26 protein-coding genes and 1 tRNA gene are annotated in these 24,291 nt (G+C 69.8%); 17 read left to right on the top strand and 10 right to left on the bottom strand.

From position 1 onward, the window contains the following. Positions 1 to 234: 234 nt before the first annotated feature. Positions 235 to 2,754 (top strand): ATP-dependent Clp protease ATP-binding subunit, encoded by a 2,520-nt coding sequence (locus E3O41_RS12195; RefSeq protein WP_067025076.1) that lies wholly within the window; start codon positions 235 to 237, stop codon positions 2,752 to 2,754. Positions 2,755 to 2,919: 165 nt separating this feature from the next. Here the strand turns inward: E3O41_RS12195 and E3O41_RS12190 are convergent, their stop codons facing one another. Then, positions 2,920 to 3,981 carry a GNAT family N-acetyltransferase gene (locus E3O41_RS12190; protein WP_135012465.1) on the bottom strand — a complete coding sequence of 354 codons (1,062 nt, stop codon included), beginning with the start codon at positions 3,979 to 3,981 and terminating at the stop codon, positions 2,920 to 2,922. Between the two features lie 100 nt (positions 3,982 to 4,081). Between E3O41_RS12190 and E3O41_RS12185 the strand changes: the two genes are divergently transcribed. Genes E3O41_RS12185 through E3O41_RS12170 form a run of 4 tightly spaced genes read left to right on the top strand, consistent with a single transcriptional unit; the run spans position 4,082 to position 6,666 of the window. After that, positions 4,082 to 4,582, top strand: a complete 501-nt coding sequence (locus E3O41_RS12185) for an amino-acid N-acetyltransferase (RefSeq protein ID WP_067025070.1) — start codon at positions 4,082 to 4,084, stop codon at positions 4,580 to 4,582. Positions 4,583 to 4,618: 36 nt separating this feature from the next. After that, complete coding sequence (locus E3O41_RS12180) at positions 4,619 to 5,284, top strand: hypothetical protein (protein WP_083990864.1); 666 nt, start codon at positions 4,619 to 4,621, stop codon at positions 5,282 to 5,284. A 10-nt stretch (positions 5,285 to 5,294) separates the two neighbouring features. Continuing rightward, complete coding sequence (locus tag E3O41_RS12175) at positions 5,295 to 6,224, top strand: M15 family metallopeptidase (RefSeq protein WP_067025068.1); 930 nt, start codon at positions 5,295 to 5,297, stop codon at positions 6,222 to 6,224. A gap of 34 nt (positions 6,225 to 6,258) precedes the next feature. Beyond that, positions 6,259 to 6,666: a dehydrogenase gene (locus tag E3O41_RS12170; RefSeq protein ID WP_067025065.1), complete on the top strand. Its 408-nt coding sequence runs from the start codon at positions 6,259 to 6,261 to the stop codon at positions 6,664 to 6,666. 141 nt (positions 6,667 to 6,807) lie between these two features. Here the strand turns inward: E3O41_RS12170 and radA are convergent, their stop codons facing one another. Together radA and E3O41_RS12160 are read right to left on the bottom strand one after the other, a co-directional pair. Next, complete coding sequence (radA, locus tag E3O41_RS12165) at positions 6,808 to 8,163, bottom strand: DNA repair protein RadA (protein ID WP_067025062.1); 1,356 nt, start codon at positions 8,161 to 8,163, stop codon at positions 6,808 to 6,810. Between the two features lie 34 nt (positions 8,164 to 8,197). Further along, on the bottom strand, positions 8,198 to 9,556 hold the full coding sequence (locus E3O41_RS12160) for an MFS transporter (protein ID WP_067025059.1): 1,359 nt from the start codon (positions 9,554 to 9,556) through the stop codon (positions 8,198 to 8,200). 85 nt (positions 9,557 to 9,641) lie between these two features. On the opposite strand from E3O41_RS12160, the gene E3O41_RS12155 reads away from it, so the two are divergent. The 3 genes from E3O41_RS12155 to E3O41_RS12145 all read left to right on the top strand — a co-directional run bounded on the left by E3O41_RS12155 (position 9,642) and on the right by E3O41_RS12145 (position 12,154). Next, positions 9,642 to 9,732: transfer RNA gene (locus E3O41_RS12155), tRNA-Ser, on the top strand. 254 nt (positions 9,733 to 9,986) lie between these two features. Continuing rightward, positions 9,987 to 11,420 (top strand): PD-(D/E)XK nuclease family protein, encoded by a 1,434-nt coding sequence (locus E3O41_RS12150; RefSeq protein ID WP_067025056.1) that lies wholly within the window; start codon positions 9,987 to 9,989, stop codon positions 11,418 to 11,420. 35 nt (positions 11,421 to 11,455) lie between these two features. Further along, complete coding sequence (locus tag E3O41_RS12145) at positions 11,456 to 12,154, top strand: hypothetical protein (RefSeq protein WP_067025053.1); 699 nt, start codon at positions 11,456 to 11,458, stop codon at positions 12,152 to 12,154. Between the two features lie 7 nt (positions 12,155 to 12,161). Here E3O41_RS12145 and E3O41_RS12140 read toward each other — a convergent pair whose 3' ends face one another. Further along, positions 12,162 to 12,611, bottom strand: coding sequence for a DUF2000 family protein (locus E3O41_RS12140; protein ID WP_067025050.1), 450 nt, complete (start codon positions 12,609 to 12,611; stop codon positions 12,162 to 12,164). Between the two features lie 71 nt (positions 12,612 to 12,682). Beyond that, positions 12,683 to 13,420 (bottom strand): class I SAM-dependent methyltransferase, encoded by a 738-nt coding sequence (locus E3O41_RS12135; protein ID WP_067025047.1) that lies wholly within the window; start codon positions 13,418 to 13,420, stop codon positions 12,683 to 12,685. A gap of 52 nt (positions 13,421 to 13,472) precedes the next feature. On the opposite strand from E3O41_RS12135, the gene E3O41_RS12130 reads away from it, so the two are divergent. From E3O41_RS12130 to E3O41_RS12120, 3 genes are all read left to right on the top strand, one after another. After that, a complete protein-coding gene (locus tag E3O41_RS12130; RefSeq protein WP_067025044.1) occupies positions 13,473 to 14,249 on the top strand; it encodes a helix-turn-helix transcriptional regulator in 777 nt (258 codons plus the stop codon). A 38-nt stretch (positions 14,250 to 14,287) separates the two neighbouring features. Continuing rightward, complete coding sequence (locus tag E3O41_RS12125; RefSeq protein WP_067025041.1) at positions 14,288 to 14,836, top strand: YaeQ family protein; 549 nt, start codon at positions 14,288 to 14,290, stop codon at positions 14,834 to 14,836. Between the two features lie 170 nt (positions 14,837 to 15,006). After that, complete coding sequence (locus E3O41_RS12120; RefSeq protein ID WP_067025037.1) at positions 15,007 to 15,405, top strand: four-helix bundle copper-binding protein; 399 nt, start codon at positions 15,007 to 15,009, stop codon at positions 15,403 to 15,405. 22 nt (positions 15,406 to 15,427) lie between these two features. Here E3O41_RS12120 and E3O41_RS12115 read toward each other — a convergent pair whose 3' ends face one another. The 4 genes from E3O41_RS12115 to E3O41_RS12100 form a co-directional block, all read right to left on the bottom strand. Then, on the bottom strand, positions 15,428 to 16,093 hold the full coding sequence (locus E3O41_RS12115) for a hypothetical protein (RefSeq protein ID WP_067025034.1): 666 nt from the start codon (positions 16,091 to 16,093) through the stop codon (positions 15,428 to 15,430). Continuing rightward, on the bottom strand, positions 16,090 to 16,368 hold the full coding sequence (locus E3O41_RS12110) for a hypothetical protein (RefSeq protein ID WP_067025031.1): 279 nt from the start codon (positions 16,366 to 16,368) through the stop codon (positions 16,090 to 16,092). The genes E3O41_RS12115 and E3O41_RS12110 overlap by 4 nt, the downstream gene beginning before the upstream one ends. A 229-nt stretch (positions 16,369 to 16,597) precedes the next feature. Beyond that, complete coding sequence (locus E3O41_RS12105; RefSeq protein WP_173849895.1) at positions 16,598 to 16,945, bottom strand: hypothetical protein; 348 nt, start codon at positions 16,943 to 16,945, stop codon at positions 16,598 to 16,600. 102 nt (positions 16,946 to 17,047) lie between these two features. After that, positions 17,048 to 18,541: an MFS transporter gene (locus tag E3O41_RS12100; RefSeq protein ID WP_179954888.1), complete on the bottom strand. Its 1,494-nt coding sequence runs from the start codon at positions 18,539 to 18,541 to the stop codon at positions 17,048 to 17,050. A 233-nt stretch (positions 18,542 to 18,774) separates the two neighbouring features. Between E3O41_RS12100 and E3O41_RS12095 the strand changes: the two genes are divergently transcribed. From E3O41_RS12095 to E3O41_RS12075, 6 genes are all read left to right on the top strand, one after another. Then, complete coding sequence (locus E3O41_RS12095; protein WP_135012461.1) at positions 18,775 to 19,110, top strand: ArsR/SmtB family transcription factor; 336 nt, start codon at positions 18,775 to 18,777, stop codon at positions 19,108 to 19,110. Between the two features lie 25 nt (positions 19,111 to 19,135). Continuing rightward, positions 19,136 to 20,119 (top strand): SRPBCC family protein, encoded by a 984-nt coding sequence (locus E3O41_RS12090; RefSeq protein WP_067025025.1) that lies wholly within the window; start codon positions 19,136 to 19,138, stop codon positions 20,117 to 20,119. A gap of 510 nt (positions 20,120 to 20,629) precedes the next feature. Then, positions 20,630 to 21,115: a hypothetical protein gene (locus E3O41_RS14455; protein ID WP_240482311.1), complete on the top strand. Its 486-nt coding sequence runs from the start codon at positions 20,630 to 20,632 to the stop codon at positions 21,113 to 21,115. 11 nt (positions 21,116 to 21,126) lie between these two features. Next, the gene (locus tag E3O41_RS14450) at positions 21,127 to 21,684 is read left to right on the top strand and encodes a tyrosine-type recombinase/integrase (protein ID WP_276204025.1); all 558 of its coding nucleotides are present in this window, start codon (positions 21,127 to 21,129) and stop codon (positions 21,682 to 21,684) included. Next, positions 21,674 to 22,009, top strand: coding sequence for a helix-turn-helix domain-containing protein (locus E3O41_RS12080; RefSeq protein WP_067025022.1), 336 nt, complete (start codon positions 21,674 to 21,676; stop codon positions 22,007 to 22,009). Before E3O41_RS14450 ends, E3O41_RS12080 begins: the two co-directional genes overlap by 11 nt. 2 nt (positions 22,010 to 22,011) lie before the next feature. Next, complete coding sequence (locus tag E3O41_RS12075) at positions 22,012 to 23,961, top strand: zinc finger CCHC domain-containing protein (protein ID WP_240482310.1); 1,950 nt, start codon at positions 22,012 to 22,014, stop codon at positions 23,959 to 23,961. Positions 23,962 to 23,968: 7 nt separating this feature from the next. On the opposite strand, the gene E3O41_RS12070 is transcribed toward E3O41_RS12075, so the two are convergent. Continuing rightward, a complete protein-coding gene (locus tag E3O41_RS12070; RefSeq protein WP_067025018.1) occupies positions 23,969 to 24,280 on the bottom strand; it encodes an alkylmercury lyase in 312 nt (103 codons plus the stop codon). Positions 24,281 to 24,291: the final 11 nt, after the last annotated feature.

The following is a 24,291-nucleotide window of genomic DNA, read 5'->3' as shown; positions in this document are numbered from 1 at the left end:
CGTGCGCAAGGGCACGATCGACAACGGTAGATCCGATCACGGCCTGTCGGCGCCATGTGACGGAACATTGCGTGGACCCTCAACGCAGGATCGAGCCTGGATATGCCCACGGCGAACACGAGCGCCCGCCTGATGATCCGTGGTTACGGTGGATCCATGGCGTGAGGTGCGTGTCGTGCACCCCTCGTCCCGAAGGCCAAGTGCCGGATATGGCTTAGTGCCCGGAGGAGTGACATGTTCGAGAGATTCACCGACCGTGCTCGTCGTGTGGTTGTGCTCGCCCAAGAAGAGGCGAAGATGCTCAACCACAACTACATCGGCACCGAGCACATTCTGCTCGGTCTCATCCATGAGGGCGAGGGCGTCGCCGCCAAGGCGCTCGAGTCGCTCGGGGTCTCGCTCGACGCCGTCCGCGAGCGCGTGCAGGACATCATCGGCCAGGGTCAGCAGCAGCCGACCGGCCACATCCCGTTCACGCCGCGCGCCAAGAAGGTGCTCGAGCTGTCGCTGCGCGAGGCGCTGCAGCTCGGCCACAACTACATCGGCACCGAGCACATCCTGCTCGGCCTCATCCGCGAGGGCGAGGGCGTGGCGGCCCAGGTGCTCGTGCAGCTCGGCGCCGACCTGAACAAGGTGCGCCAGCAGGTCATCCAGCTGCTCTCGGGCTACCAGGGCAAGGAGCCCGCAGCCGTGGGCGGCGGCAACCAGGAGCAGGTGCAGGGCCAGGGCGGCTCGCAGGTGCTCGACCAGTTCGGCCGCAACCTCACGCAGGCCGCGCGCGAGAACAAGCTCGACCCCGTCATCGGGCGCGAGAAGGAGATCGAGCGCGTGATGCAGATCCTCTCGCGCCGCTCCAAGAACAACCCCGTCCTGATCGGCGAGCCCGGCGTCGGCAAGACCGCCGTCGTCGAGGGCCTCGCGCAGGCGATCGTCAAGGGCGAGGTGCCCGAGACGCTCAAGGACAAGCAGCTGTACTCGCTCGACCTGGGATCGCTGATCGCCGGATCGCGCTACCGCGGTGACTTCGAGGAGCGCCTCAAGAAGGTGACCAAGGAGATCCGCACGCGCGGCGACATCATCGTCTTCATCGACGAGATCCACACCCTCGTGGGTGCGGGTGCCGCCGAGGGTGCGATCGACGCCGCGTCGATCCTGAAGCCGCTGCTCGCCCGCGGCGAGCTGCAGACGATCGGCGCCACGACGCTCGACGAGTACCGCAAGCACTTCGAGAAGGACGCCGCGCTCGAGCGCCGGTTCCAGCCGATCCAGGTCGCGGAGCCGTCGCTGCCCCACGCGATCAACATCCTCAAGGGCCTGCGCGACCACTACGAGGCGTTCCACAAGGTGCAGATCACCGACGGCGCGATCGTCGCCGCGGCCAACCTCAGCGACCGCTACATCAGCGACCGCTTCCTGCCCGACAAGGCGATCGACCTGATCGACGAGGCCGGCGCCCGCCTGCGCCTGTCGATCCTCTCGAGCCCGCCGGAGCTGCGCGAGTTCGACGAGAAGATCGCCAAGGTGCGCGAGCAGAAGGAGGCCGCCAGCGAGGAGCAGGACTTCGAGAAGGCCGCCGCGCTGCGCGACGAGGAGAAGGCGCTCCTGGGCGAGCGCCTGCGCCTCGAGAAGCAGTGGCGCTCGGGCAACATCGAGTCCCACGCGGTCGTCGACGAGGGCCTGATCGCCGAGGTCCTGGCTCAGGCCACGGGCATCCCGGTGTTCAAGCTCACCGAGGAGGAGACCAGCCGCCTGGTCTTCATGGAGAAGGCGCTGCACGAGCGCGTCATCGGCCAGGAGGAGGCCATCGCGGCCCTCTCCAAGACGATCCGCCGCCAGCGCGCCGGCCTCAAGGACCCGAAGCGTCCCTCGGGCTCGTTCATCTTCGCCGGCCCCACGGGCGTCGGAAAGACCGAGCTCGCCAAGGCGCTCGCCGAGTTCCTGTTCGACGATGAGGGCGCGCTGATCTCGCTCGACATGAGCGAGTTCGGCGAGAAGCACACCGTCTCGCGTCTCTTCGGTGCCCCTCCCGGGTTCGTCGGCTTCGAGGAGGGCGGCCAGCTCACGGAGAAGGTCCGCCGCAAGCCGTTCTCGGTCGTGCTGTTCGACGAGATCGAGAAGGCGCACCCCGACATCTTCAACTCGCTGCTGCAGATCCTCGAGGAGGGTCGTCTGACCGATGGTCAGGGCCGCGTGGTCGACTTCAAGAACACCGTGATCATCATGACGACGAACCTCGGCTCGTCGGCGATCGCCGGTGGCCCGGTCGGCTTCCAGATCGAGGGCAACGCGCAGACGACCTACGAGCGGATGAAGGGCAAGGTCGACGAGGAGCTCAAGCGGCACTTCAAGCCCGAGTTCCTCAACCGCGTGGACGACATCATCGTGTTCCCGCAGCTGTCGAAGGACGAGCTGGTGCAGATCGTCGATCTGTTCACCAAGCGCCTCAACGACCGCCTGCTCGACCGCGACATGACGATCGAGCTGTCGCTGGCCGCCAAGGAGCGCCTCATCGAGATCGGGTTCGACCCGGCCCTCGGTGCCCGCCCCCTGCGCCGCGCGATGCAGCACGAGATCGAGGACCAGCTCTCCGAGCGGATCCTCGCCGGCACGCTCGAGGCCGGTCACCACGTCAAGGTCGATGTCGCCGACAACGCCTTCACGTTCGAGAACGCGCCCCGCGGTGAGCGCGTGGCCGTGGGCGTCGACACCCGCGGTGGCATCAGCGGCACGCCGGACCTCGCCGTCAACGGCTGATCCCACCCGCACGCACGAAGGGCGGTCCCATCCGGGGCCGCCCTTCGGCGTTCCCCGGGCCTCCGGTGGTCGACGGCACCGGGACCCGCGGCTCGTCGACCGGAGGCGCGCAGCGCCGGAGCGGAGACGGGTCGAGCGAGCGAAGCGAGTCGAGACCGCCCGGCCTCACCCCGCGACGGCGTACCAGTACCGGTGGTGCTCCGTGAAGCCGAGCGAGGCCATCAGCCCGAGCGAGGCCTCGTTCGCGGCGTCGACCTGCACGAGCGCCGACCGCACCCCGCGCACGGCGGCCCCGGCCGCGGCCGCGCGCACGAGCGCCCGGCCGGCGCCGCGCCGCCGCAGCTCCGGCGCGACCACGAGATCCGAGATCACGGCCCACTTGTGCGACACGGCCAGGCGGACCACGCCGACGAGCGACGACGATCCGTCGGGCCGGCGCGCGACGGCCGAGAAGAACGTGCGCGATTCGGGGCTGAGCAGCAGCGTGCGGTAGGCGTCGTGCTCCGCAGACCCGCGGGGGCGGCCCCAGGCCGCGAAGTGCAGGTCGTGCGGCTCGTCGTGCTCGACGATCTCCAGGCCCGACGGCGCGGCCTCCGAGGGGCGGCCGGCGCCGGCGGCGACCTCGCGGGTCGCGGCCGTGAGCACGAGCGACGGCGTCGAGGGCACGAGCCCCGCGCCGCGGAAGTGGCCGGCGATCGCGGCGCACGCCGGCGCCAGATCGGTCGTGCCGGCCGAGGAGTGGATGAGGAACGCCGGCTTCGCGTCGCGCTCGGCGTACCAGGCCGTGACGAGATCCAGTGCGGTCTCCGGCGGCAGGCCGGGATCGGCCAGCGGCAGCGCGGAGTTCGCGCGATGGGTGACGCCGCCGTTGGCGCGCAGCAGCCAGCCCGCCTGCAGCGGGGTGGCATCGTCGTCCAGCTCCTCGCGGCGCAGGTTCTCGGCGTTGAGCCAGGCGGAGTCCGCCGGCAGCCACGTGCTCGCGGCGATGCGCTGCAGGTCCTCCGCCGAGACGATCTGGTGCAGCGCGCCGGGCCGGGTCGGCGCCGGCGGCAGCTCGTGCACGAGCAGGATCGCGTCGCGGGCGATCGTGACCGGCCCCCGCTTGGTGGTGACCGTGACGGCGTCCGCGGACGTCCCGGCGACGGAGCCGACGGCATCGGTCGGCGATCCGTTGTCGGAATAGCGGATCACCACGCGCTGCCCTGGCTGCGGTTCCGGTGACGACATGAGACCTCTTCGACGGCGGGGACGTACCCGAGGACTCTATCCGCGACATCCCCCGGCCCCGCGCAGGTGGCGTCGAGGATCCGGCCAATACGCTGGAACGATGACCGAGTTCCTGGTGCGGCCCGCCCGCACGGCCGACATCGTGCAGATCCGCGACTTGCTCGAGCCGTACGTGCAGCGACGCATCCTGCTCGGCAAGGACCTCGTGGTGCTGTACGAGGCCACGCACGAGTTCGTCGTCGCGGAGGCCGAGGGGCGCGTCATCGGCTGCGGCGCCCTGCACGTGATGTGGGAGGACCTGGCCGAGGTGCGCACGCTCATCGTGCGCGACGACTGGCTGCACCGCGGCGTCGGCCGGCGGATCGTGGAGCGCCTGGAGGACAACGCGCGCGAGCTCGGCGTGACCCGCCTGTTCTGCCTGACCTTCGAGGTCGACTTCTTCACTCGGCGCGGCTTCGCGCCGATCGCCGAGCAGATCGTCGACCCCGACGTGTACTCGCAGCTCGTGCGCAGTCCCGACGAGGGCGTGGCGGAGTTCCTCGACCTGGCGCACGTGAAGCCGAACACCCTCGGCAACACGCGCATGCTCAAGCGGCTGTAGGGCTCGCCGGTCGAGCCGCCGACATACCCTGGAACCGTGACCGCCACCCGCCGTCCCACCCCCGCCGTCTACCGGCGCAGACGGCTGTTCGTGCTGCTCATCGCGCTCGCGCTGATCGGCGGCATCGTGTGGGCGGTGATCGCGCAGCCGTGGCGGCTGATCGCCGATATGTTCGCGGCGCCGGAGGGCGACGAGACGGTGAGCACGCCGCTGCCCACGGGCGATCCGACGTCGGCGCCGACCGACTCGCCCACCCCCGAGCCCAAGCCGACCGAGACGGAGGATACGGGGCCGAAGCCGTGCGACCCCAAGGTGATCGAGGTCTCTCCGGTTACCGACAAGGAGTGGTACGCCTGGGATGAGAATCCGCAGCTGTCGATCCGGTTGAAGAACACGGGATCGGTGGACTGCACCTTCAACGTCGGCACCAACCAGCAGCGGTTCGAGATCACCAGCGGCAGCGACCTGTGGTGGAACTCCACGCACTGCCAGAGCGACCCGGCCGAGATGATCGTCACGCTCGCGGCGGGCCAGGAGGTCACGAGCTCCGAGCCGCTGGTGTGGGACCGCACCCGCTCGCGCGAGGACACGTGTGACTCCGCCGACCGGCCGCGGGCGCCGGGCGGGGGCGCGTCGTATCACCTGAACGTCTCGATCGGCGGCGTGGATTCGCCGTGGACCGCGTACTTCATCCTGGGGTGACCGAGCGCCGATGACCTCTCCGCTGGCCCAGCACCGCGCCCCGCGCGGCGGTCGCCGCTGGCTGCTCGGCGCGCTGGCGCTGTCGGCCGTGGCGGGGGTCGTGCTCGGCGCGGGCGTCGCGGGCGGGATGGGCACGACCGGGGCCGACGCGGAGGTCGCGGCGCCGCCCGCACCGGTCGGGGTCGGCGAGCTGCCCGTGCCCGCGATCGCGCAGGTCGCGGCGGTGGAGCCGTGCGCGCAGACGGCCGTGACCGACGCACTGCAGTCGGGTGACGCCCCGGCCGTGGTCGCCGCGTTCGGCGGGGCCGAGTCGTTCCGCGAGCAGGTGGCGGCCGGCGCGGCGCCGTGTGTGCCGCTCGACGACGCGCGCTGGCCGTGGGTGGTGGTGAACAAGCAGCGCCCGCTCGTGCCGATCGACTACGCCCCCGACGCGATGGGGTACCCGGCGGCGCCCGCCGTGTCGGGCCGCTCCCTCGCCGCTGAGGCGGCCGGTGCGCTCGATGCGCTCGTGCAGGCCGCGGCCGCGGAGGGGGCGGGCCGCATCGCGCTGGACAGCGGGTTCCGCTCGTACCAGACGCAGGTGTCGGCCTACGGCTCGCAGGTGGCGATGCGCGGACGCGACGGCGCCGACGACGTCTCGGCGCGCCCCGGGTACAGCGAGCACCAGACCGGGCTCGCCGCCGACGTGGTGGCGTGCGATCCCGGCTGCGGCACGCTGGGGGAGTTCGGCGGCACGCGGCAGGCGGAGTGGACGGCGCAGAACGCGTGGCGCTTCGGCTGGATCGTGCGCTACGAGGACGGCGCCACCGGCACGACGGGCTACGTGGCCGAGCCGTGGCACCTGCGGTACGTGGGCGTGGAGCTCGCCACGGCCTACCACGAGGGCGGATACCACACGCTCGAGGAGTTCTTCGGGCTGCCGTCGGCTGCCACGTACTGAGGGATCGCCGCGCCCGCCGCGTACGCTGGAACGCATGGCCAAGAAGCGCAAGCCCGCCAAGCTGACCGACAAGGACGTCCGCTCGGAGGCCCTCGCGCTCGCCCTGGAGAAGCAGGACATGGCCGCCGTCGCGCTCGCGCTGCGCCACGGCAACACGATCGTGCCGCTCATCAAGGCCGGCCCGCGCGACAACCCCCTCGAGGGCGGCGAGGTCTGGACCTTCCGCGATCCGGCCACCGGCGATGTGGCGCTGCTGCTGTTCAGCGACGTGCGCCACAAGCCCGCCAACCTGCCGCCGGCGTTCGGCGTGTACTCGCCCGACTGGCTGCGCACCTTCCTCACGGTGCACGGCGACGAGATCACCACGGTGTTCATCGACATCGCCGGCCCGCACCCGATGCAGGCCTCGCCCGACGACCTGTTGCGTGCGCTCGAGCTTTGAGACACTGACGGCATGAACGACTGGCTCGTCTTCGCCGTGTGCCTGGCCGGCGTGCTGATCCCGCTGCTGACGTTCTGGACGTCGCGCCGGGGGCGTGCGCGCCGCTCCCGCTAAGCGGCTCCCGGCCGTGGCCGCCCGCCGTCAGAACGCGGGCACGTCGTCGAGGGTCCGCGGCGCGTGGGCGCGGATCTGCTCGAGCGCGGCGCGCAGGCGCTTGGCGCCGTCGTCAACCACGTGCCGATAGCCCAGGCGCGCGGCCTCGGTGCGCCGCTGCGCCGCCTGGGTCACGGGCCGCACCTCACCCGCGAGGCTGAGCTCGCCGACGGCCGCGACCTCGCGCGCGACCTTGAAGCCCAGCACCGACCCGGCCACGGCAACCGCGATCGCCAGATCGGCCGCCGGCTCGGTGAACCGCACCCCGCCCACGGTGGAGACGTACACGTCCTGATCGCTCGTCTTGATGCCCGCCCGTCGCTCGAGGATCGCCAGCACCATGGCCACGCGCGAGGAGTCGACGCCGTGCACCACGCGCCGCGGGTTCGGGGCGCTCGTCGGGATGGTGAGCGCCTGCACCTCGACCGGGAGCGCGCGGCGGCCCTCGAGGGCGATGGCGACGCACGTGCCGGGCTCGGGGGAACCCTGCGAGAGGAACAGCCCGCTCGGATCGGGCACCTCCGCGATGCCGTCGCCGGTCATCTCGAAGCAGCCGACCTCGTCGGTCGGGCCGAACCGGTTCTTCAGCGCACGGACGAAGCGCAGGGCGGTCTGCCGATCGCCCTCGAACTGGCACACGACGTCGACGAGGTGCTCGAGCAGCCGGGGGCCGGCCACCTGGCCGTCCTTCGTGACGTGCCCGACGAGGATGATCGGCAGATCGCGCTCCTTGGCCACGCGGATGAGCGTGGAGGCGACCTCGCGCACCTGCCCCGGCATGCCGGCCGCGCCCTCCGACAGCGACGACGACACGGTCTGCACGGAGTCGACGATCACGAGCTCCGGCTGCACGGAGTCGATGTGACCGAGGATGGTGGCGAGATCCGTCTCGCTGGCGAGGAAGAGCTCATCGTGGAGCGCGCCGGTGCGCTCGGCCCGCAGTCGCACCTGTGCCGGGGACTCCTCGGCGCTGACGTAGAGCACGCGGCGCCCCTCGACCGCGGCGCGGGCGGCGACCTCGAGCAGCAGCGTCGACTTGCCCACGCCGGGTTCGCCGGACAGCAGGATCGCCGCGCCGGGCACGACGCCGCCGCCGAGCACCCGATCGAACTCGCCGATGCCGCTGGGCCGGCGCGGGGCGTCCTTGGTCTCGACGCGGGTGATCGGCATCGCGGCGGCCGTGGGGATCATCGACTCGACGCGGCGAGTGATCCCCTGCGGCTGCGCCGCCTCGACGACCGTGCCCCACTGCTGGCACTCGCCGCAGCGGCCCACCCACTTGGCGGCCGTCCAGCCGCACTCCGTGCAGCGGAAGGCGGCGGGGGCGGGTCGTTTCGAGGCCATGGATCCAGGCTACGGTCGCCCTCCGACATTCCCGTCAGCCGTCGACGGGCGAGGACCCCCGGTCGCGGATCCCGAGCCACGACACCACGCCGCCGGCGACCATGAGGGCCGCCACCACGATCGCGGCGCGGTGGAAGCCGTCGAGGTCGAGCGTGCCGCCCACGATCGTGCCGATCGCCGCGACGGCCACGAGCCCCGCGACGCGCGAGACGGCGTTGTTGACGGCGCTCGCGATGCCGCTGCGGGCCGGCTCGATCGCCCCGAGAATCGCGGCGGTCAGCGGTGACACGGTGATCGACAGGCCGAGGCCGAAGACGATCATCGACGGCAGCACTTGCCACCAGTAGTCGAACGCGGGGGCGACGCTCAGCAGCAGGAGCGATCCGACGCCCATGACGATCGGCCCGACCGTCATGAAGATCCGCGCGCCCCAGCGGCCCGACAGGGCACCGATCCGCGAGCTCAGCAGGATCATGAGGATCGTCGTCGGCAGGCTGGCGAGGCCCGCGAGCGTCGCCGACAGGCCGGCGCCCTGCTGGAGGTAGATCGCCACGACGAAGCCGTTGAGCGAGAGCGCGCCGTAGATGAGGGCGGTCGCGACGTTGCCGGTCCAGAAGTTGCGCACGCGGAATACGTCGAGCGGCATGATCGGGTGGCGCGCGGTGCGCTGGCGCAACAGGAAGAGGGCGAACAGGACGGTGCCGGCGGCGAGCGAGCCGATGATCGCCGGATGCGACCAGCCGAGGTTGGGCTGCTCGATGAGCCCGAACACGAGCCCGCCGAAGCCAAGCACACACAGCGCGGCGCCGATCAGGTCGATGCGGGCATCGGCGTGCCGCGGGGGATCGGCGAGGTCGCGCATGAGCCACAGCGTGATGCCGATCGGGATGACGTTGATGAGGAACGCCAGCCGCCAGCTGGCGAGGTCGACGAGCAGCCCGCCGATGAGCGGACCCGCGATCATCGCGCCCGTGGTCAGCGACGTCCACGTGCCGATCGCCCGGGACTGCGCCGGTCCCTCGAACGTCGACGTGATGAGGGCGAGCGAGCTCGGCACGAGGAACGCGCCCGCGGCGCCCTGCAGCATGCGCGCGATCACGAGGATGAGCGGATCCGGCGCCAGCGCGATCGCCAGGGAGGCGATCCCGAACCCGATCAGTCCGATCCGCAGCACGAGCGCCCGCCCGAACGCGTCGCTCACCGAGCCGGCGACGAGGATCAGCGCGCCGAGCGTGACGAGGTACCCGTCGACCACCCACTGCTGCGTCGACAGCCCGCCGCCCAGCTCGCGATCGATCGCCGGCAGCGCGACGTTCACGATCGTCCCGTCGAGGAACGCGACGAACGACGCGAGCACGGCGATCCACAGCACTCGCGTGGGCGTGGGCGACATGCGCTCAGGCTACGCCGGGCCGGCGACATCGGTGCGGGCAGGCGTCGATTGGCGTCGCAGGAGAACGTCGCGTAAACTCGATCCCGGTGACGTGTCCGAGCGGCCGAAGGTGCAACTCTCGAAAAGTTGTGTAGGGTAACCCCCTACCGTGGGTTCAAATCCCACCGTCACCGCCACCGAAAACCCCTGGCTCGCCAGGGGTTTTCTGCTGTCCGGGAGCTGCGCTCGTTCCGCGCCGGCGTCGGAGCCTCTGGTGCGGCGCTGCGCCAGCGTCGGAGAATTCGCCCCCGGGGCGCGTCTGCCGGGGCTGCAACCCGCAGATCTCCGACGCCGGCGCGGACGCCGCGCACCAGCTCCGACGCCGGCGCGGAGATGGCGGCGGAAGGGTCGCGTTGAGGCGGGCCTGACCCGGGCCGGATAGATTGCGATCGTGGCGACGCCTGACCCGATCCCCGCGATCTCCGAGCCCACCGTGATGTTCGTGATCAACCGTGCCTGGTCGCCGGACGCGGACGCGCGGGCAACGTACGACGCGACCCGGATGTACTGGCGAGTAGGAGCAGAGACGCGGGAGCGGGCCGTGTACGCGCTCGGAGTCGCGGGTGGTGTCGTCCGCGGCGCGTACCGGATCGAGGCGTGGCACGCGGGGCCCGAGAAGGGGCGATGGGGCTTCGATGGTGTGCCGGCTCCCGAACTGGGCGTCGTCGGCACGAGCGTTGAGCGGCTCGCGCCGCCGCGCGGCGCGGCGAACCCGGTGCGCCTCTATCTGGATGGCATCCCTCGGGCACAGAAGAAGCCGCTGGCGGCGATCGCTCACGAGCTCAACCTCGAGCCGCTCGCACGGATCATGTACGGCCAGCGGGAACTCTTCCACAGCAACTTCCTCGCCTGGTTCTTCGACGCGCTCCCAGACCTGGCGGCTGCCGTCTTCCGGGACCTGACGACCGACGACCCCTCGAGCGCCATCACCGAGAGGCACGTCGAACGGGAGCGCGAGAATCTCGACCTCGTGATGCATTGGCCCGGTGCTGCGCCGCTGGTCATCGAAAACAAGGTGTTCTCGTTGCCCGAGCGGGCACAGCTCGACGCATACCGTGGCAAGACCGCCCGATGGAAGGGCGCGCCTGCGCAGCACGTGCTCCTGAGCATGTCGCCGCCGCGCGAAACGGTGGAGGGCTGGACGTACCTCAGCTATCAGGAGCTGTCCGAGCGGATCGACGTTGCTCTCGCCGAGAGCGGCGACCGGAGCAGCTACGAGATCGAATCGGTCAGGCGGTATTCGCGGGTCGTCCGGCTCTTGAGCGCTCTGCTCGACACGACGATCGTTCGCGCGCCCGACGAATCCGCGTGGCTCGACGACTCGGAGCTCGCCGAGATCGATTCGAAGCAGACCCGCATGGCACTTCGAAAGCTGCGGGCGCGGCGGGTGGAGGAGAGGATCGCCGTCGAAGGTCCACGGATCGGATGGACCGGCGCCACCATCACCCATGGGCATCCACTCGTCGAGTGGCAGCGCGTCGTCCGTCTTGATGGCGTCGGCGACGACGTCCCGATCGAAGCCGGTTGGCAGTACCAGGAGGGGCAGTTCCGGTTGTTCGTCGTGACCCCCCACCTTGCGGGGCGCTCCGACTCGGACAAGCGCGCACGCGAGGAGTTCGCGGCCGCCCACCCCGAGCTGTTCGACTTCTCGCCCCTGCGAGAGGCCCTCGCGCCTCTTGACGACGTGGTGCGGCCCCCGGACCGATTCGGACACTTCGCACCCGCCTTCGTCTACCGGTACGTGAAGGTTCCCGACCTTTCCGTGGCCCAGCTGATCGCCGCGACTCGCATCGTGAATGACATGCTCGAATCGGCACAGGCGTAGCCGCACACCCGAAAAGGACACCAAAAGGAACCCCGATGCAGCGAACCGAGTCCGTCGGCGCGTGGGCGCGGACGGCGCGCTTCGATGAGCCGATCGATCTGGGCCTCGTCGAGCAGCAGATCCTCGCGCGCCCGCTGCCCGAGGCGAGGGGTCGGTCGCGCGAAGGGATGCCGGTCGCTCAGTTCGTCGCCGGAGTGTTCTTCATGCTGGTGCCGGCGGTCGCCCCGCTTCTGGCGTTCGGGCTGCTGTGGGGCGCGTCGCGCGAGACCGACTCCGATGTCGCCGACGCGCTGCTCATCGGGGCCGGTGTGGCGTCGCCCGCGGGTGTCGCCTTCCCGCTGACCGCGCTGATGCTGTGGGCGCAGAAGCGTCGGCGCAGCGTGTTCGTGACCACGGTCGCGGTCGTCGCGCCGGTGGTGTCGATCGCCGCGACGGCGCTGCTGTGGACCCCCGGTCTGCCGGTGACGACCGCGGTGTTCGTCGGAAACCTCGCAAGCGCCGTGCTGAGCGTGATCCTGTGTGCGCTGGTGTTCCTCGCGTCGCGACCGGAGACCGAGGAGGCGGTGGAGCGTGAGGCCGAGGAGGCGAGCCGGGAGGAGGCCCTTCGCCTCAAGGAGCGGACGATCGCGCTGCACGTGCTGCATGACCGCGGGCTGATCGATGTCGCCACGTACGAGAGGGCGATCGACATGCCCCTCGGATCCTGGGGAGAGCTGTCCCGGAAGCGCGGCTGACTCCCGGTCAGTCGTGCATCCGGGCGCCCTTCACGATCCGATCCACGACGTTCCGAGGGCCGCGCAGCGCGATCCCCACGAGGTTCAGGTCGGCGGCGGGGACCGTGGCGACGGCGGCGCGGTTGGCGGCGTCGTGTCCCGTCGCGAAGAGCTCCTCCGTATAGATCGCCGCGGGGATCTCGCGCGCGATCGCCTTGGCGCGGGCGGCGGCGAGCGTGGCGGCGTCGGCGGTCATCACGACCACCGGCTGGCGCAGCATCGGCAGGTACTCGGTGTCGTCGGCGTCGCGGTAGGGCTCGCCCGTGAGGCCCGGGGCGCTCGTCGAGATCCCGCTCATGAGGAACGCGGTCACATTGAGCTCCTGCCACGGCAGCAGGCCGGCGCGGAGGACGACGACGACCTTCGTGTCGAAGCGGACGGCAGCGGGCGCATCGGTGGTGACGGAGGGATCGGTCATGGCGTCAGTCTCGCGCCGCGCCTGCCCGCGGGTCTTGTACGTTTCTTGCATGGCCGCCGGACGCCCGGCCGTCAGAGCGCGCCGTACACGTAGACGTCGGTGACGTGCGGGAGGTCGAAGGTCTCGCGCCCCGCGACGTCGAGATCCGTGTCGAGAATCCGTTCGATCTCGCTGGTCATGGCGTCGCGCTCCGCAGGCTCCGCAGCGAGGAACGTGCTCACGGTCTGCCAGCGCGCAAGATAGTCCGAGCGGGTCACTTGATCCGTCCAGGAGATCGCCGTGCGAGCCCGCAGCTCGAATCCGGGCAGCGAATCGTCGGCCGGGGCGGGCGCGAGCGATGAGTCGCTCACCCATGGGTGAGCGACGCGATAGCAGGCCTGATCCCAGGCGCACGCGGGATCGGGGCCGTTCCACAGCAATGCCAGCCGACCGTGCGGCACCAGCACTCGGAGGATCTCGGCGCATGCCCGCTCTCGGTCGAACCAATGGAATGCTTGCGCGACCGTCACGAGATCGACCGAGTCATCCGGTACCGGGATGTGCTCGGCCGTGCCGATGTGCGTCTCGACGGAGGGCAGCTTCGCGCGGAGCACCGCGAGCATCCGTGCCGACGGATCGACCGCGAGCACTCGGTCGGCGCGATCCACCAGCCGCTCCGTGAACTTGCCGGTACCGGCTCCGAGGTCAAGGGCGACCGGCACTCCCATCGGTGCGATCGCGTCCGCGGCTTCGATCGGAAACCCCGGGCGGTATCGGTCATAGTCCTCGCCCGTGGACTCGAACGATCTCGCGAGCTTCTCGTTCGGCATGCGCCCACGGTACCGTTGCCGCCCCCACCCGGGGGTCTTGTACGTTTCTTGCATGGCCGATCGCGTGGAGGCGTGGCATCCCGACGTGCCGCTCGTGAGCGAGGTGCTGCACGCCCGCTTCGAGCAGCACAGCTACCCCGCCCACACCCACGGAGACTGGGCGGTGCTGCTGATCGATTCCGGCGCCGTCGTGTACGACCTGGGTCACGCGACGCACCATGCCGAACCGTCCGCGCTGACGATCCTGCCGCCCCACGTGCCGCACGACGGCCGATCCGCGATCGCGGGCACCGCGTTCCGCAAGCGCGTGCTGTACCTCGACGCCGACTGGCTCCCGGCCTCCGCGGTCGATGCCGCGGTGCACAGTCCTGCGCTAGGTGATCCGCGCGCGCTCCGCGTGGTCCGCGGCGTGCACGAGGCGCTGCGGAATCCCGGCGACGCGATGGCCGCCGAGGGAGGCGTGCTCGCGCTCGCCGACATCGTGCGCGATCGGTTCGGGTCGCCGAGCGGATCGGCCCGCGACACGCCCCTCGCGCGGCGGCTGCGCGTGCTGCTCGATGACCGCCTGACGGAGTCGTTCACGATCGCCGAGGCGGCGCGCATCCTCGGCGCGCACCCGAGCCACCTCGTGCGCGCCTTCTCGCGGGCCTACGGGATCGCGCCGCACCGGTATGTGACGGGCCGCCGCGTCGATCGCGCGCGGCGGCTGTTGCTGGGCGGACTGTCGCCGGCCGAGACGGCCGTCGCCGTCGGCTTCCACGATCAGGCGCACCTGACGCGCCACTTCCGGCGCACCCTCGGCACCACGCCCGCCGCCTTCGCGGCGTAGCGCCGCGTGCCGGATCGGGCCGCGTAGGCTCAAACCTCATGGCCCTCGGAGCGACGATGTACACGTTCGACGTGCAGCTGGCGGACGTGGATCGCGGGGTCTACGACGACCTCACGCTGCGCGTGGCACGGCATCCGTCCGAGACGGACGCCAACATGATCATGCGCCTGCTGGCGTACTGCCTCGAGTTCGAGGAGGGAATCGCCTTCAGCGAGGGCATCTCCTCGACGGATGAGCCGGCCGTGCTCGTGCGCGACCTGACCGGCCGCGTCACGGCGTGGATCGAGGTGGGTGCGCCCGACGCCGAGCGCCTCCATTTCGGCAGCAAGCTCGCGGACCGCGCGGTGGTCTACACGCAGCGGGACCCGGAGAAGCTCATGGTCGCGTGGGCCGGCAAGCGCATCCACCGCGCCGAGGAGCTCCTCGTGCGCGCGTTCGACGCCGGCTTCGTGGACGACGCCGTCGCCGCGCTCGCCCGCCGCAACACCGTCTCGCTCTCGGTCACCGAGGGTCAGCTCTACCTCGAGATCAACGGCACGCACCTGAGCTCCGCCGTGCACGATCACCGCCTCGACGCGGGTTCGTGATCTCGATGGTCGCGTCGATCTGACACCACGGTCGGCGAGCATCGGGCCAGCCGCGCCCACGACCTGAGCGCCCCGCCGCAACCCCTTCCGCACCCGCGCCGGCCCGCTCTATCCTGGCCGCGAGACGGGCGCTCCCGCTCGCCTTGCGACCACAAGGAACGAGGTGCGAGATGGACGCGATGATGATGGATGCGATGTCGAAGGACATGATGTCGATGCCCGGAATGGCGTCGATGGACATGGCCACCATGCAGGAGTGCATGGACGCGTGCGCGGCCGCCGAGCAGGCCACGACGATCTGCGCGACGCAGATGATGGACTGCGCGCCGACGTGCATGAACTGCGCCGACATGTGCCACACGACGATGCGATCGATGCTGCGCATGCAGGGCATGACCGCGGACTCGATGATGGCGATGCTCGACGCGTGCATCGCCATGTGTCAGGCCTGCATGGATGCCTGCGCGCCGCACACCGACAGCGACGTGTGCCGCATGTGCATGCAGGCGTGCCAGGCGTGCATGGACGCCTGCATGGCGATGAAGGACAAGATGACGGCGGCCGCATAGGCCGCCTTTTTCGTGTCCGTCCTCAGGCCGCCGGGGGCTCGGGGACGGGGCGGAGCGCGGCTTCCAGTCGCTGCGCCCGCAGGAGCCGGTTGGCGCGACTCCAGTCGGGGATCGCGCCATCGGAGTACACGGCCGTCTCAGCCGCGGACCCCGCCGGCAGCACGCGCCGCCTCCGCACGCGGCGGGCCGCGGCCTCGCGGGCTTCCGGTGTGGGGTTCTCGCCGGGGTACGCGTCGTAGAACATCGCCCGCACGCGGTTGCCGATGGACGTATCGACGTTCTCGGCCCGATACGCCAGCCCGGTGATGAAGGCGGTGAGCGCCGTCGCGAGCGCGGTGAGCACGGACCGGAGCTCGGCGGCTGCCCGCGCGACGTCGGGGCCGGCTCCCGCCGGCGTTTCCGGCGCCACGATGCTCGCCGCCGCAACCATCGCGATCGCGGTCGCCGCGGCAGTAAGGGCCGCAATCGCCAGCACCTGCCCGTCCATGAGCCTGACCGCCCGCACCGGGTGCTCCGGCAGCGCCTCATCCGCCCACCGGCCGAAGAGATATCCGAGCAGCAGCAGAGCGACGACCACGATCAGGGCGACGGAGCCCAGCCCGGTGAACCACAGCCACGCCAGTCCTGCCCCGCCCGCCGCGAAGGCGAATCCGAGAGCGGGAGTCGACAGCAGCGCCGTCGTCATCATCCCGTGAACGTGTGAGGTTCGGGGTGGCGGCAGAGGTACGCGAGGGGCCCATGGTCTTTCAGGCCCACCGCATAGATCTCGGCGAAGGGGGACTGCACCTGGCATTCCCACCTCGCGCCGGTACCCACGAACGTGGCGAGACGATCCAGCTCGCCGGCGAGCGCATCCGTGTCGATCTCGTCGTCGGTGTTCCGGAGCGAGCGGCTCATATCGCGCAACTGCTCCGCGACCGCGGCCGCCCCCTCCTGCTCATCATGCGGTTCGGGGTCCGTCATCGTGTGCCTCGGGAGTCATCCGGGTGGTGCGCCGTGGGCAGTCGGGCCGAACGGCCCGATGTGGCTCTCATGATCCGCCCGGCGGCGGAGCCCGTCAAGAGCGGCTGTAGGCCGCCTTTTTCACGCGCCCGCGGCGCTCCGGATCACGCGGCTAGCCCGCTCCCACTCACGCGCCCGCGGCGCTCCGGATCACGCGGCTAGCCCGCTCACGCGCCCGCCGCGCTCCGGGTCACGCGGCCGCGACGTTGAAGCGCGCCCGGCCCGCGGCGAGCACGCTGTACCGGCGGTGCACCGCGACCGGGGTGCCGGCCGGTGCCTCCAGCGCGGCGCCGGATCCGTTCCACAGTTCGAGCACGTCGCCGTCGAGCGAGCGAACGACGAGCGTGCCCGCGAGCGGATCCGCGGCCTCGACGATCCCGTCGACCCACTCGGCCGGCGTGGCCGACGCGATGCGCGCCTGGATCAGGTGCAGCGCATGGCCGGGCGCGTACGACGAGCAGGCGCCGCCGGTCGCGCACATGCACGCCACACGCTCACGCACCTCGGCGGGGCGGATGTGCGGCAGCGGCGTGGACACGGCGGTTCCTCTCGGATCGATGACGTTCCGACCACGCTAGGCCGCCCGCCCGTCAGGGCGAAGCCGCGCGAAACGCGGCGTAACGTTCGCCGCCGGTCCCGATCAGCCCTCGCGGCGCTCCGGGAACAGCTCGTCGAGGTCGAGATCCGGATTGTCGTCCTGCGTGCGCACGAGCTCGATCGCCTCCTCCTCGGTGGCCACGCTCGGCATCGCGCCCGGCAGCGGCTGGCGCGCCGACTCGCGCAGCACGACGACCGCGATGAAGCCGGCGATCGAGGTGCCGATCACGTAGAACGCGGGCGCCAGCGACGAGCCGGTCAGCTGCACGAGCGACTCCATGATCACGGGAGCGGTTCCCGCGAAGATCGCCACCGCGGCGTTGTACGAGATGCCCATGCCGCCGTAGCGCGACGACGTGGGGAACAGCGCCGGCAGCGACGACGCGAGGTTCGCGACGTAGAACGTCACGGGAATCGCGAGCAGCACGAGGCCGAGCAGGGTCGACCAGATGGCGCCGTGCATCATGAACAGGAACGACGGCACCGCGAGCACGATCGCCGACACGGATCCGATGAACAGCACCTTCCGGCGGCCGATCCGGTCGGACAGGGCGCCCGTGAGCGGGATGCACAGCGACATGAGCACGAGCACCGGCAGCGTGAGCAGCGTGCCGTGCACCTCGTCGTAGCCGAGCGTGCCGGTGAGGTAGGTCGGCATGTACGACGTCAGCGCGTAGCCGACCGTGTTGGCGGCGGCCACGAGGATGAAGGCGGTCAGCAGCTCGCGCCAGTAGGAGCGGATGAGGTCGAGCACGCCCTTCGGCGCATCGGGCGAGGCCTGCGCGGCCGCCGAGGCCTCGTCGGCGTGCGTCTTGGCGTCCTGGAAGGCCGGGGTGTCCTCGATCTTCAGGCGGAAGTAGATCGCGATGAGGCCCAGCGGCAGCGCCACGAGGAACGGGATGCGCCAAGCGAAGCCCTCCATCGCGTCCTCCGACAGCGTGACCTGCAGCACCGAGACGAACGCGGCGCCGATCGCGAAGCCCATGTACGAGCCCAGGTCGAGCAGCGAGGCGTAGAAGCCCCGGCGCTTGTCGGGTGCGTACTCGGTGATGAACGTGGTCGCGCCGGCGTACTCGCCGCCGGTGGAGAAGCCCTGCGCCAGCTTGAGCACGATGAGCAGGATCGGCGCCCACGCACCGATCACCGAGTAGTCCGGCAGCACGCCGATGAGGAAGGTGGCCGAGGCCATCATGATCAGCGTGAAGGCGAGCACGCGCTGGCGGCCGAGGCGATCGCCCAGCTGGCCGAGGATCACGCCGCCGGCGGGGCGGGCGACGAACGTGACGGCGAACACGCCGAGCGAGAACAGCGACTGCGCGCCCTCCGAGGCGTCGGGCAGGAACATGCGCCCGATGATCACGGCCAGGTAGCCGTAGATGCCGATGTCGTACCACTCCATGAGGTTGCCCACCACGGTGCCCGCCACTGCGCGGCGCAGCATCGGACGGTCGACCACCGTGACGTCGTCGACGGTGAGCCGGCGCGGTCCGCGCAGGGCCGGGATGAAGCGCCCGAGCACGCGCCGCCAGGCGGGCATCGTGGCCGCCGTCGGGGTGGGGCGCTCGTCGCCGCGGGCTTCGAAATCGGTCTGGTCGGACATCTGTCTCCCCCTCTCGGGCACCGCCCGTGGGGCGATGCCAACCTTTCCAGGGTAGGCCGCGTTCCTGGGCGGTCGCGGAAACGGGCGGCGAAAAGCGGCTGATCAGAGGGATCTCCGGGGCGCGAGATCCCCTCTTGACAAGCGCTCCGGACGGAGTAACCTACAACCAAATGGTTGCACAACTTGAGCTCTCCGACGACGAGGTGGATCGGATCTTCCGGGCCCTCGCCGACGCGACGCGCCGCGACATCCTCCGCCGCACCCTCGAGGGTGAGGCCACGGTGTCGCAGCTCGCCGCCGCCTACGACATGTCCTTCGCGGCCGTGCAGAAGCACGTCGCGGTGCTGGAGGGAGCGGGCCTCGTGACGAAGCACCCGCAGGGCCGCGAACGCATCGTCCGCGGAGACCCCGACCGGATCCGGCGCGCGCAGGCGCTGCTGGACCGATACGAGCAGATCTGGCGGGGCCGCATCGCCCGGCTGGACGCCCTGCTCGCCGAAGACTGATCACAGAATCCACGAAAGGCGCATCATGCCCCTCACCTCCGTCGAGAAGGACCTCGACGCACTCACGATGACCATCACGGCCGACTTCCCCGTGCCGGTCCGCCGGCTGTGGGACGCGTATGTCGATCCGCGGCAGATCGAGCGGTTCTGGGGACCTCCCGGATGGCCGGCCACCTTCACCCGGCACGACGTGTTCCCCGGCGGTTATTCGAACTACTACATGACCGGCCCCGACGGCGAGCGCTCGGGCGGCCTGTGGCACTTCCAGGCGGTCGACGAGGGCCGATCGTTCACGGTGCGCGACGGCTTCGCCCGCGAGGATGGATCGCTCAACACCGACATGCCCACCATGCTCATGACCTTCTCGTTCGAGGAGACCCCGGGCGGGTCGCGGGTCGTGAGCGTGACGACCTTCCCGTCCCTCGAGGAACTCGAGCAGCTCATCGAGATGGGCATGGAGGAGGGCACGAAGGAGGCGATGGGGCAGATGGACGACGTCCTCGCCGACCTGCAGAGCTTCGCCGCCGACCTGCCGGCCTCGCTGCAGCTGATCGGCGACACCCAGGCGCGCGTCACCCGGGTGATTCGCGGCACGGTCGAGCAGGTCTGGCGGGCCCACCACGAACCCGAGCTCGTGAAGCAGTGGCTCAAGGGTCCCGACGGCTGGGTCATGACCGTCGCCGACGTCGCGCAGAACGTGGGCGACCGCTACCGCCAGGAGTGGACCCGCGAGGACGGATCCGACGGCTTCGGCTTCGAGGGCGAGCTCATCGAGTCCGCCTCGCCGCATCGCGAGGTCACCACGGAGGCGATGATCGGCATGCCCGGCGAGCCGACGCGCAACGAGCTGACGCTCACCCCGGTGGAGGGCGGCACGCTGCTGTCGATCGTGATCACCTATCCCGACGCCGACACGCGCCAGATGATCCTCGACACCGGCATGGTCGAGGGCATGGAGACCAGCTATGCCCGCCTCGAGCGAGAGGTGCTCGGCGCCGTGAGCGCCTGATCGGCTCCGCCCGCACGCGAAGAGACCCCGCCGACGTCGGCGGGGTCTCTGTCGTTCGCGGTGCGCTCAGACGTCTTCGCCCTCGGCCTGCGACGGGTGACGGTCGAACCAGTAGGGGCGACCGACGTGGTCGAGGGCATCCTCGTCTTCGATCAGATTCACGGTCATGGACATGATGTGCCTCCTTCCTGTCCTGCCTCCAGGATGCGCCGGGCGCAAGAGGCGAAACACCGAAATCCCGCGTAAAGAAGTTGCGGATTTACGGTGGTGAGAAAGGAAGTGCGGCGAACCATCGCGTGTTGCAGTGAATGCAACTGTTCACGCTTGCAAACGACGCCTATTCGTCTTGCTTGGTGCCGAACTGCTCTGACAATAACAGCGCGATCTTGCGGATGCCGAGTGCGGGGTTGACATGGTGATGCACTGTCCCATACTTTGTTGCATCTAATGCAAGACTTTGGGGCTTCTCCAGCGGCGCTTCGACTGATCACTTCAGCCTCGAACGTCGCTATGGCGAACCCTGAGGCACAGGTCTTCAACGCGATGATCGAGGGCTGGCAGAACCAGCAGTTGTCCCGGGGGCTTCGTGAGCAGACGATCCGAAATCGGACAGCGACGGTGACCCGGTTCCGTGCTTTCGTGGACAAGCCGCCGTGGAGGTGGACGGTGGCCGATGTGGATGAGTTCACTGCGGAGTCCGGTGGCCGCACTCGGACGCTATCGACGATGCGCGCCAATCATGGGTCGATCCGTGGGTTCTGCGACTACCTCACGAACCCGTTGTACGACTGGATGGAGATCTGCGATCGCGAGTTTGGGGACGTCCCCTCGCAAGTGTGTCTGCCGTGGAACACGGTGGCGCACCGGTTCGAGTTCGAAGGCGATGGGAAGCGTCGCCCGTTCACCTATGAGGAGATCGAGCGCCTGTTCGACACGCCGATGCGCGCGTTGAGCTACTCGTGGCGTCGGGTCGCAAGGGTGCGCTTGGCGCGCTGAGGGATGCCCAGTTGCTGAAGACGGTGTACGCGTTCGGTCTGCGCCGCACCGAGGCGGTGATGCTCGATACCGTCGATCTGCACCACAACGCGAAGATGCGCCAGTGGGGGCACTTTGGTGCGATCCACGTGCGGTGGGCGAAGGCCGCGGGCGGCGGCGCGCCACGACGGCGCACCGTGCTGCTGGTGCCGGAGTTCGATTGGTGGGTGCCCGGCATGCAGCAATGGCTCGAGCAGGCCCGGGAGCGCTTCGCGCCCGGAGATAACCTCGACGCGCTCTGGGTGACCGAGCGCCACACTCGTCTGTCCGCCGGTTATCTCGACCGAAGATTCGCGGAGCTGCGGGACGAGGCCGGCCTGTCGAAGGATCTGACGCTGCACAGCCTCCGGCATTCCTATGTGACGCATCTGCTGGAGTTCGGCTACGCCGATCGATTCGTCCAGGAGCAGGTCGGACACATGCACGCGTCGACGACCTCGATCTACGCCTCTGTCAGCTCGGACTACAAGAACCGGGTGCTCGCCGAAGCCCTGAAGGCCCTCATCGAAGGAGAAGCTGATGACCGTTGAGCTCGATACCGGATGGAATCTTCGCAGTGTGATGGCCTCGCGTGGGATCTTCCAGACCTCCAAGCTGAAGCCTCTGCTCGAGGAGCGTGGCATCGACCTGTCCCGAGAGCAGGTGTATCGGCTGGTGACGCAGCCACCCCAGCGGGTGCGTCTCGACGTCCTCGCTGCTCTGTGCGATGCACTGGAGTGCTCACTCGACGATCTCGTGACGATCACTCGCCGGGAGGCATCGGCCCCTGTGGCCGTGGGCGAAGAAGCGACGCGCGGGTCGATCGGCGATCTCCGCCCCGTTCGCGCGACGATCCGCCGGCCACGTACGAAGTAGCGATGGTGGCGAAGCCTCCGCAGCAGCCGCGAGTCGCGGAAGTCGTCGACCTCATCCACCCCCTTGTTCCCGAGATCTCGTCCGAGCGTCTCGCTGAGATCGTGCATTCGGTCGCGCCGGTACCGCTGACGCAGCGGCTTCTCGAGCTCGCGCTGCTCAAGCAGCCCGGCGTTCTCGAGGGGCGGCATGCGAACGTGCCGGCGACCGTCCAGGACCTGGCCCACGCGCTGGTCGACGAAGGAGCAGGCCGGGTTGTGCTGCCCACGTGCGAGTCGTGCAGCCGCGCGGTCCGTCTTCCACACAAGACACCGAACGGTGGTCGGCACTGCTCCCGATGCGAGCGGAACGCCCGGTCGGTATCCTGCGCTTCCTGTGGCCGGGTCAGACCCGTGCAGCGCACGATCGACGGGCAGCGCTTCTGCCGCGACTGCTGGCGAGCCGACCCTCGATCGTTCGGCGACTGCTCGCGGTGCGGTCAGCATGCGACGATCATCGTCCGCCGCCCGGAACTTGTCTGCTTGGCCTGTTACACCGCACCGATCAAGACCTGTGGGCTCTGCGGAGAGCCTGGCCGCGTCGCCTCCCACCTTGACGGGCGACGGGTCTGCGCGCGTTGCTACTACGCGATGCGCAGACCCCAGCCCTGCCCCGAGTGTGGGCGCAGGGTGTTCCTCACCGGGTTCATGAATGACCAGAAGGTCTGTGCTGACTGCGCGGGTGCGCCGGTGACGATGGCTTGTCCTGGCTGCGGCTCGATCGAGGAGATCCGCAAGCATCACCTCTGCGTCGAATGCCGCCGGCCCATTGCAATCCAGCAGCTGCTCGCCGACGACGCGGGAGAGATTCGGACGGACCTTCACCCCCTTGCGGACTACCTGCTCACGCATCACAGCAAGGCGGCATCGCTCGAACGCTGGCTGCACAGGAGCAAGTGCGCGAGCGTGCTCCGCGAGCTCGCGGACGGAGCACTGCCGCTCACCGCCGAGGCGATCATTACCCGAGCCCAGTCAGGACAGGCCGTCGCGTTCCTCCTCTCGCTTCTGGTCCGCTCGGGAGTGCTCCCGGAGCTCGACGTCGAAGCAACACGCTTCAACCATTGGTTCAACGACTGGCTCGACGACATCGACCACTCCGAGGACCGGCTGATCCTTCGTCGCTACTGCACCTGGGAGCTCCTCCGGTCCACTCGAACACGTAGTCAATCCAGCCCCGCCGCCGGCTTTCAAAGGCAACGGGCCGCGCTGAAGTACTGTGCCGCGCTCCTTAGGGAGATCCGGGCGCAGCAGAAGACGCTGGCCACGTTCCCGCAGCGCCGGCTCGACGCCTATCTGACCGATTCGCCCAGCCAACGCGACGCGCTGGCACCGTTCACTCGCTGGCTCCGAAAGCACCGACTGAGCACCCTTCGGGTCGAATTCCGAGCCCATCGCCTCGAAGGGCGAGACTACGCCTCCGACCACCGCTGGCAGATGGCCCGCTGGTTCCTGTCCGATCCCGACCTGGATCCGAAGACCCGGGCCGCGGGTCTCCTCGTGTTGCTCTACGGGATCCAACTGACCCGCATCGTCACGATCACACGGACACAGGTCGATACGAGCTCGCAGCCCGTGACACTCACCGTCGGAGCCGAGCCGATCGAGCTCCCCGAGATCCTCGGCGACGCCATCGTCGAACTTGTCGATGCTGCCCAGCACCATCCCGAAGGGTGGTTGTTCCCCGGCAGGAACCCGGGCCGTCACCTCACCCCGGGGCCGCTCAGCCGTCGCCTTCGCGCCGAAGGCCTGCTTGCCGGGAGCGCCCGTACGACAGCGCTCATCGAGCTCACTCGGCAATTGCATCCCCGGATCGTCTCGGATCTCCTTGGCATCACAACGGCGTCCGCCGCTTCATGGTCGCGTCTCGCCGGCGGCGAATGGTCCGATTACCCGGCTCTCCGTTCCGCTCTCGCCTGATCGAGCATCAGCCGTCCGAGCCCGGCCCGGATAGCGCTTCGCGCAGCTGCTCGACAGTCGGAGACCCCGCCAGCCCGGCAGGGATACGGAAAACCCGGCAGGCGAGCCCGACGGGGGCGTGCTCGTCGGCAAAGGGATCGACGCCGTCGACGAGGACGGTCGGTGACCCATGGAACCCGAGGCGCTCGGCATCCTCGAAGCTCTCGACCAACTGACGTGTGACGCGGACATCTGATCGCCCATCGAGCAGCTCAGCAAGCCGGCGGTCGAGTATCTCCCAATTCGGGCAGCCGTCGAAGTACTGCAGGGTGATCTCCATGGTTGGTCCTC

It is taken from the genome of Microbacterium sediminis, assembly GCF_004564075.1.
GTDB lineage: Bacteria > Actinomycetota > Actinomycetes > Actinomycetales > Microbacteriaceae > Microbacterium > Microbacterium sediminis.
Note: the sequence above shows the minus strand (reverse complement) of the source record. Positions and strands in the feature narration are given on the sequence as shown.

What these genes read in the sequence shown, in the direction of transcription:
- E3O41_RS12195 (WP_067025076.1), top strand. Translation starts at nt 235, where the DNA reads ATGTTCGAGAGATTCACCGACCGTGCTCGTCGTGTGGTTGTGCTCGCC.
- E3O41_RS12190 (WP_135012465.1), bottom strand. Translation starts at nt 3,981, where the DNA reads ATGTCGTCACCGGAACCGCAGCCAGGGCAGCGCGTGGTGATCCGCTAT.
- E3O41_RS12185 (WP_067025070.1), top strand. Translation starts at nt 4,082, where the DNA reads ATGACCGAGTTCCTGGTGCGGCCCGCCCGCACGGCCGACATCGTGCAG.
- E3O41_RS12175 (WP_067025068.1), top strand. Translation starts at nt 5,295, where the DNA reads ATGACCTCTCCGCTGGCCCAGCACCGCGCCCCGCGCGGCGGTCGCCGC.
- E3O41_RS12170 (WP_067025065.1), top strand. Translation starts at nt 6,259, where the DNA reads ATGGCCAAGAAGCGCAAGCCCGCCAAGCTGACCGACAAGGACGTCCGC.
- radA (WP_067025062.1), bottom strand. Translation starts at nt 8,163, where the DNA reads ATGGCCTCGAAACGACCCGCCCCCGCCGCCTTCCGCTGCACGGAGTGC.
- E3O41_RS12160 (WP_067025059.1), bottom strand. Translation starts at nt 9,556, where the DNA reads ATGTCGCCCACGCCCACGCGAGTGCTGTGGATCGCCGTGCTCGCGTCG.
- E3O41_RS12145 (WP_067025053.1), top strand. Translation starts at nt 11,456, where the DNA reads ATGCAGCGAACCGAGTCCGTCGGCGCGTGGGCGCGGACGGCGCGCTTC.
- E3O41_RS12140 (WP_067025050.1), bottom strand. Translation starts at nt 12,611, where the DNA reads ATGACCGATCCCTCCGTCACCACCGATGCGCCCGCTGCCGTCCGCTTC.
- E3O41_RS12135 (WP_067025047.1), bottom strand. Translation starts at nt 13,420, where the DNA reads ATGCCGAACGAGAAGCTCGCGAGATCGTTCGAGTCCACGGGCGAGGAC.
- E3O41_RS12130 (WP_067025044.1), top strand. Translation starts at nt 13,473, where the DNA reads ATGGCCGATCGCGTGGAGGCGTGGCATCCCGACGTGCCGCTCGTGAGC.
- E3O41_RS12125 (WP_067025041.1), top strand. Translation starts at nt 14,288, where the DNA reads ATGGCCCTCGGAGCGACGATGTACACGTTCGACGTGCAGCTGGCGGAC.
- E3O41_RS12120 (WP_067025037.1), top strand. Translation starts at nt 15,007, where the DNA reads ATGGACGCGATGATGATGGATGCGATGTCGAAGGACATGATGTCGATG.
- E3O41_RS12115 (WP_067025034.1), bottom strand. Translation starts at nt 16,093, where the DNA reads ATGATGACGACGGCGCTGCTGTCGACTCCCGCTCTCGGATTCGCCTTC.
- E3O41_RS12110 (WP_067025031.1), bottom strand. Translation starts at nt 16,368, where the DNA reads ATGACGGACCCCGAACCGCATGATGAGCAGGAGGGGGCGGCCGCGGTC.
- E3O41_RS12100 (WP_179954888.1), bottom strand. Translation starts at nt 18,541, where the DNA reads ATGCCCGCCTGGCGGCGCGTGCTCGGGCGCTTCATCCCGGCCCTGCGC.
- E3O41_RS12095 (WP_135012461.1), top strand. Translation starts at nt 18,775, where the DNA reads ATGGTTGCACAACTTGAGCTCTCCGACGACGAGGTGGATCGGATCTTC.
- E3O41_RS12090 (WP_067025025.1), top strand. Translation starts at nt 19,136, where the DNA reads ATGCCCCTCACCTCCGTCGAGAAGGACCTCGACGCACTCACGATGACC.
- E3O41_RS14455 (WP_240482311.1), top strand. Translation starts at nt 20,630, where the DNA reads ATGGCGAACCCTGAGGCACAGGTCTTCAACGCGATGATCGAGGGCTGG.
- E3O41_RS12080 (WP_067025022.1), top strand. Translation starts at nt 21,674, where the DNA reads ATGACCGTTGAGCTCGATACCGGATGGAATCTTCGCAGTGTGATGGCC.
- E3O41_RS12075 (WP_240482310.1), top strand. Translation starts at nt 22,012, where the DNA reads ATGGTGGCGAAGCCTCCGCAGCAGCCGCGAGTCGCGGAAGTCGTCGAC.
- E3O41_RS12070 (WP_067025018.1), bottom strand. Translation starts at nt 24,280, where the DNA reads ATGGAGATCACCCTGCAGTACTTCGACGGCTGCCCGAATTGGGAGATA.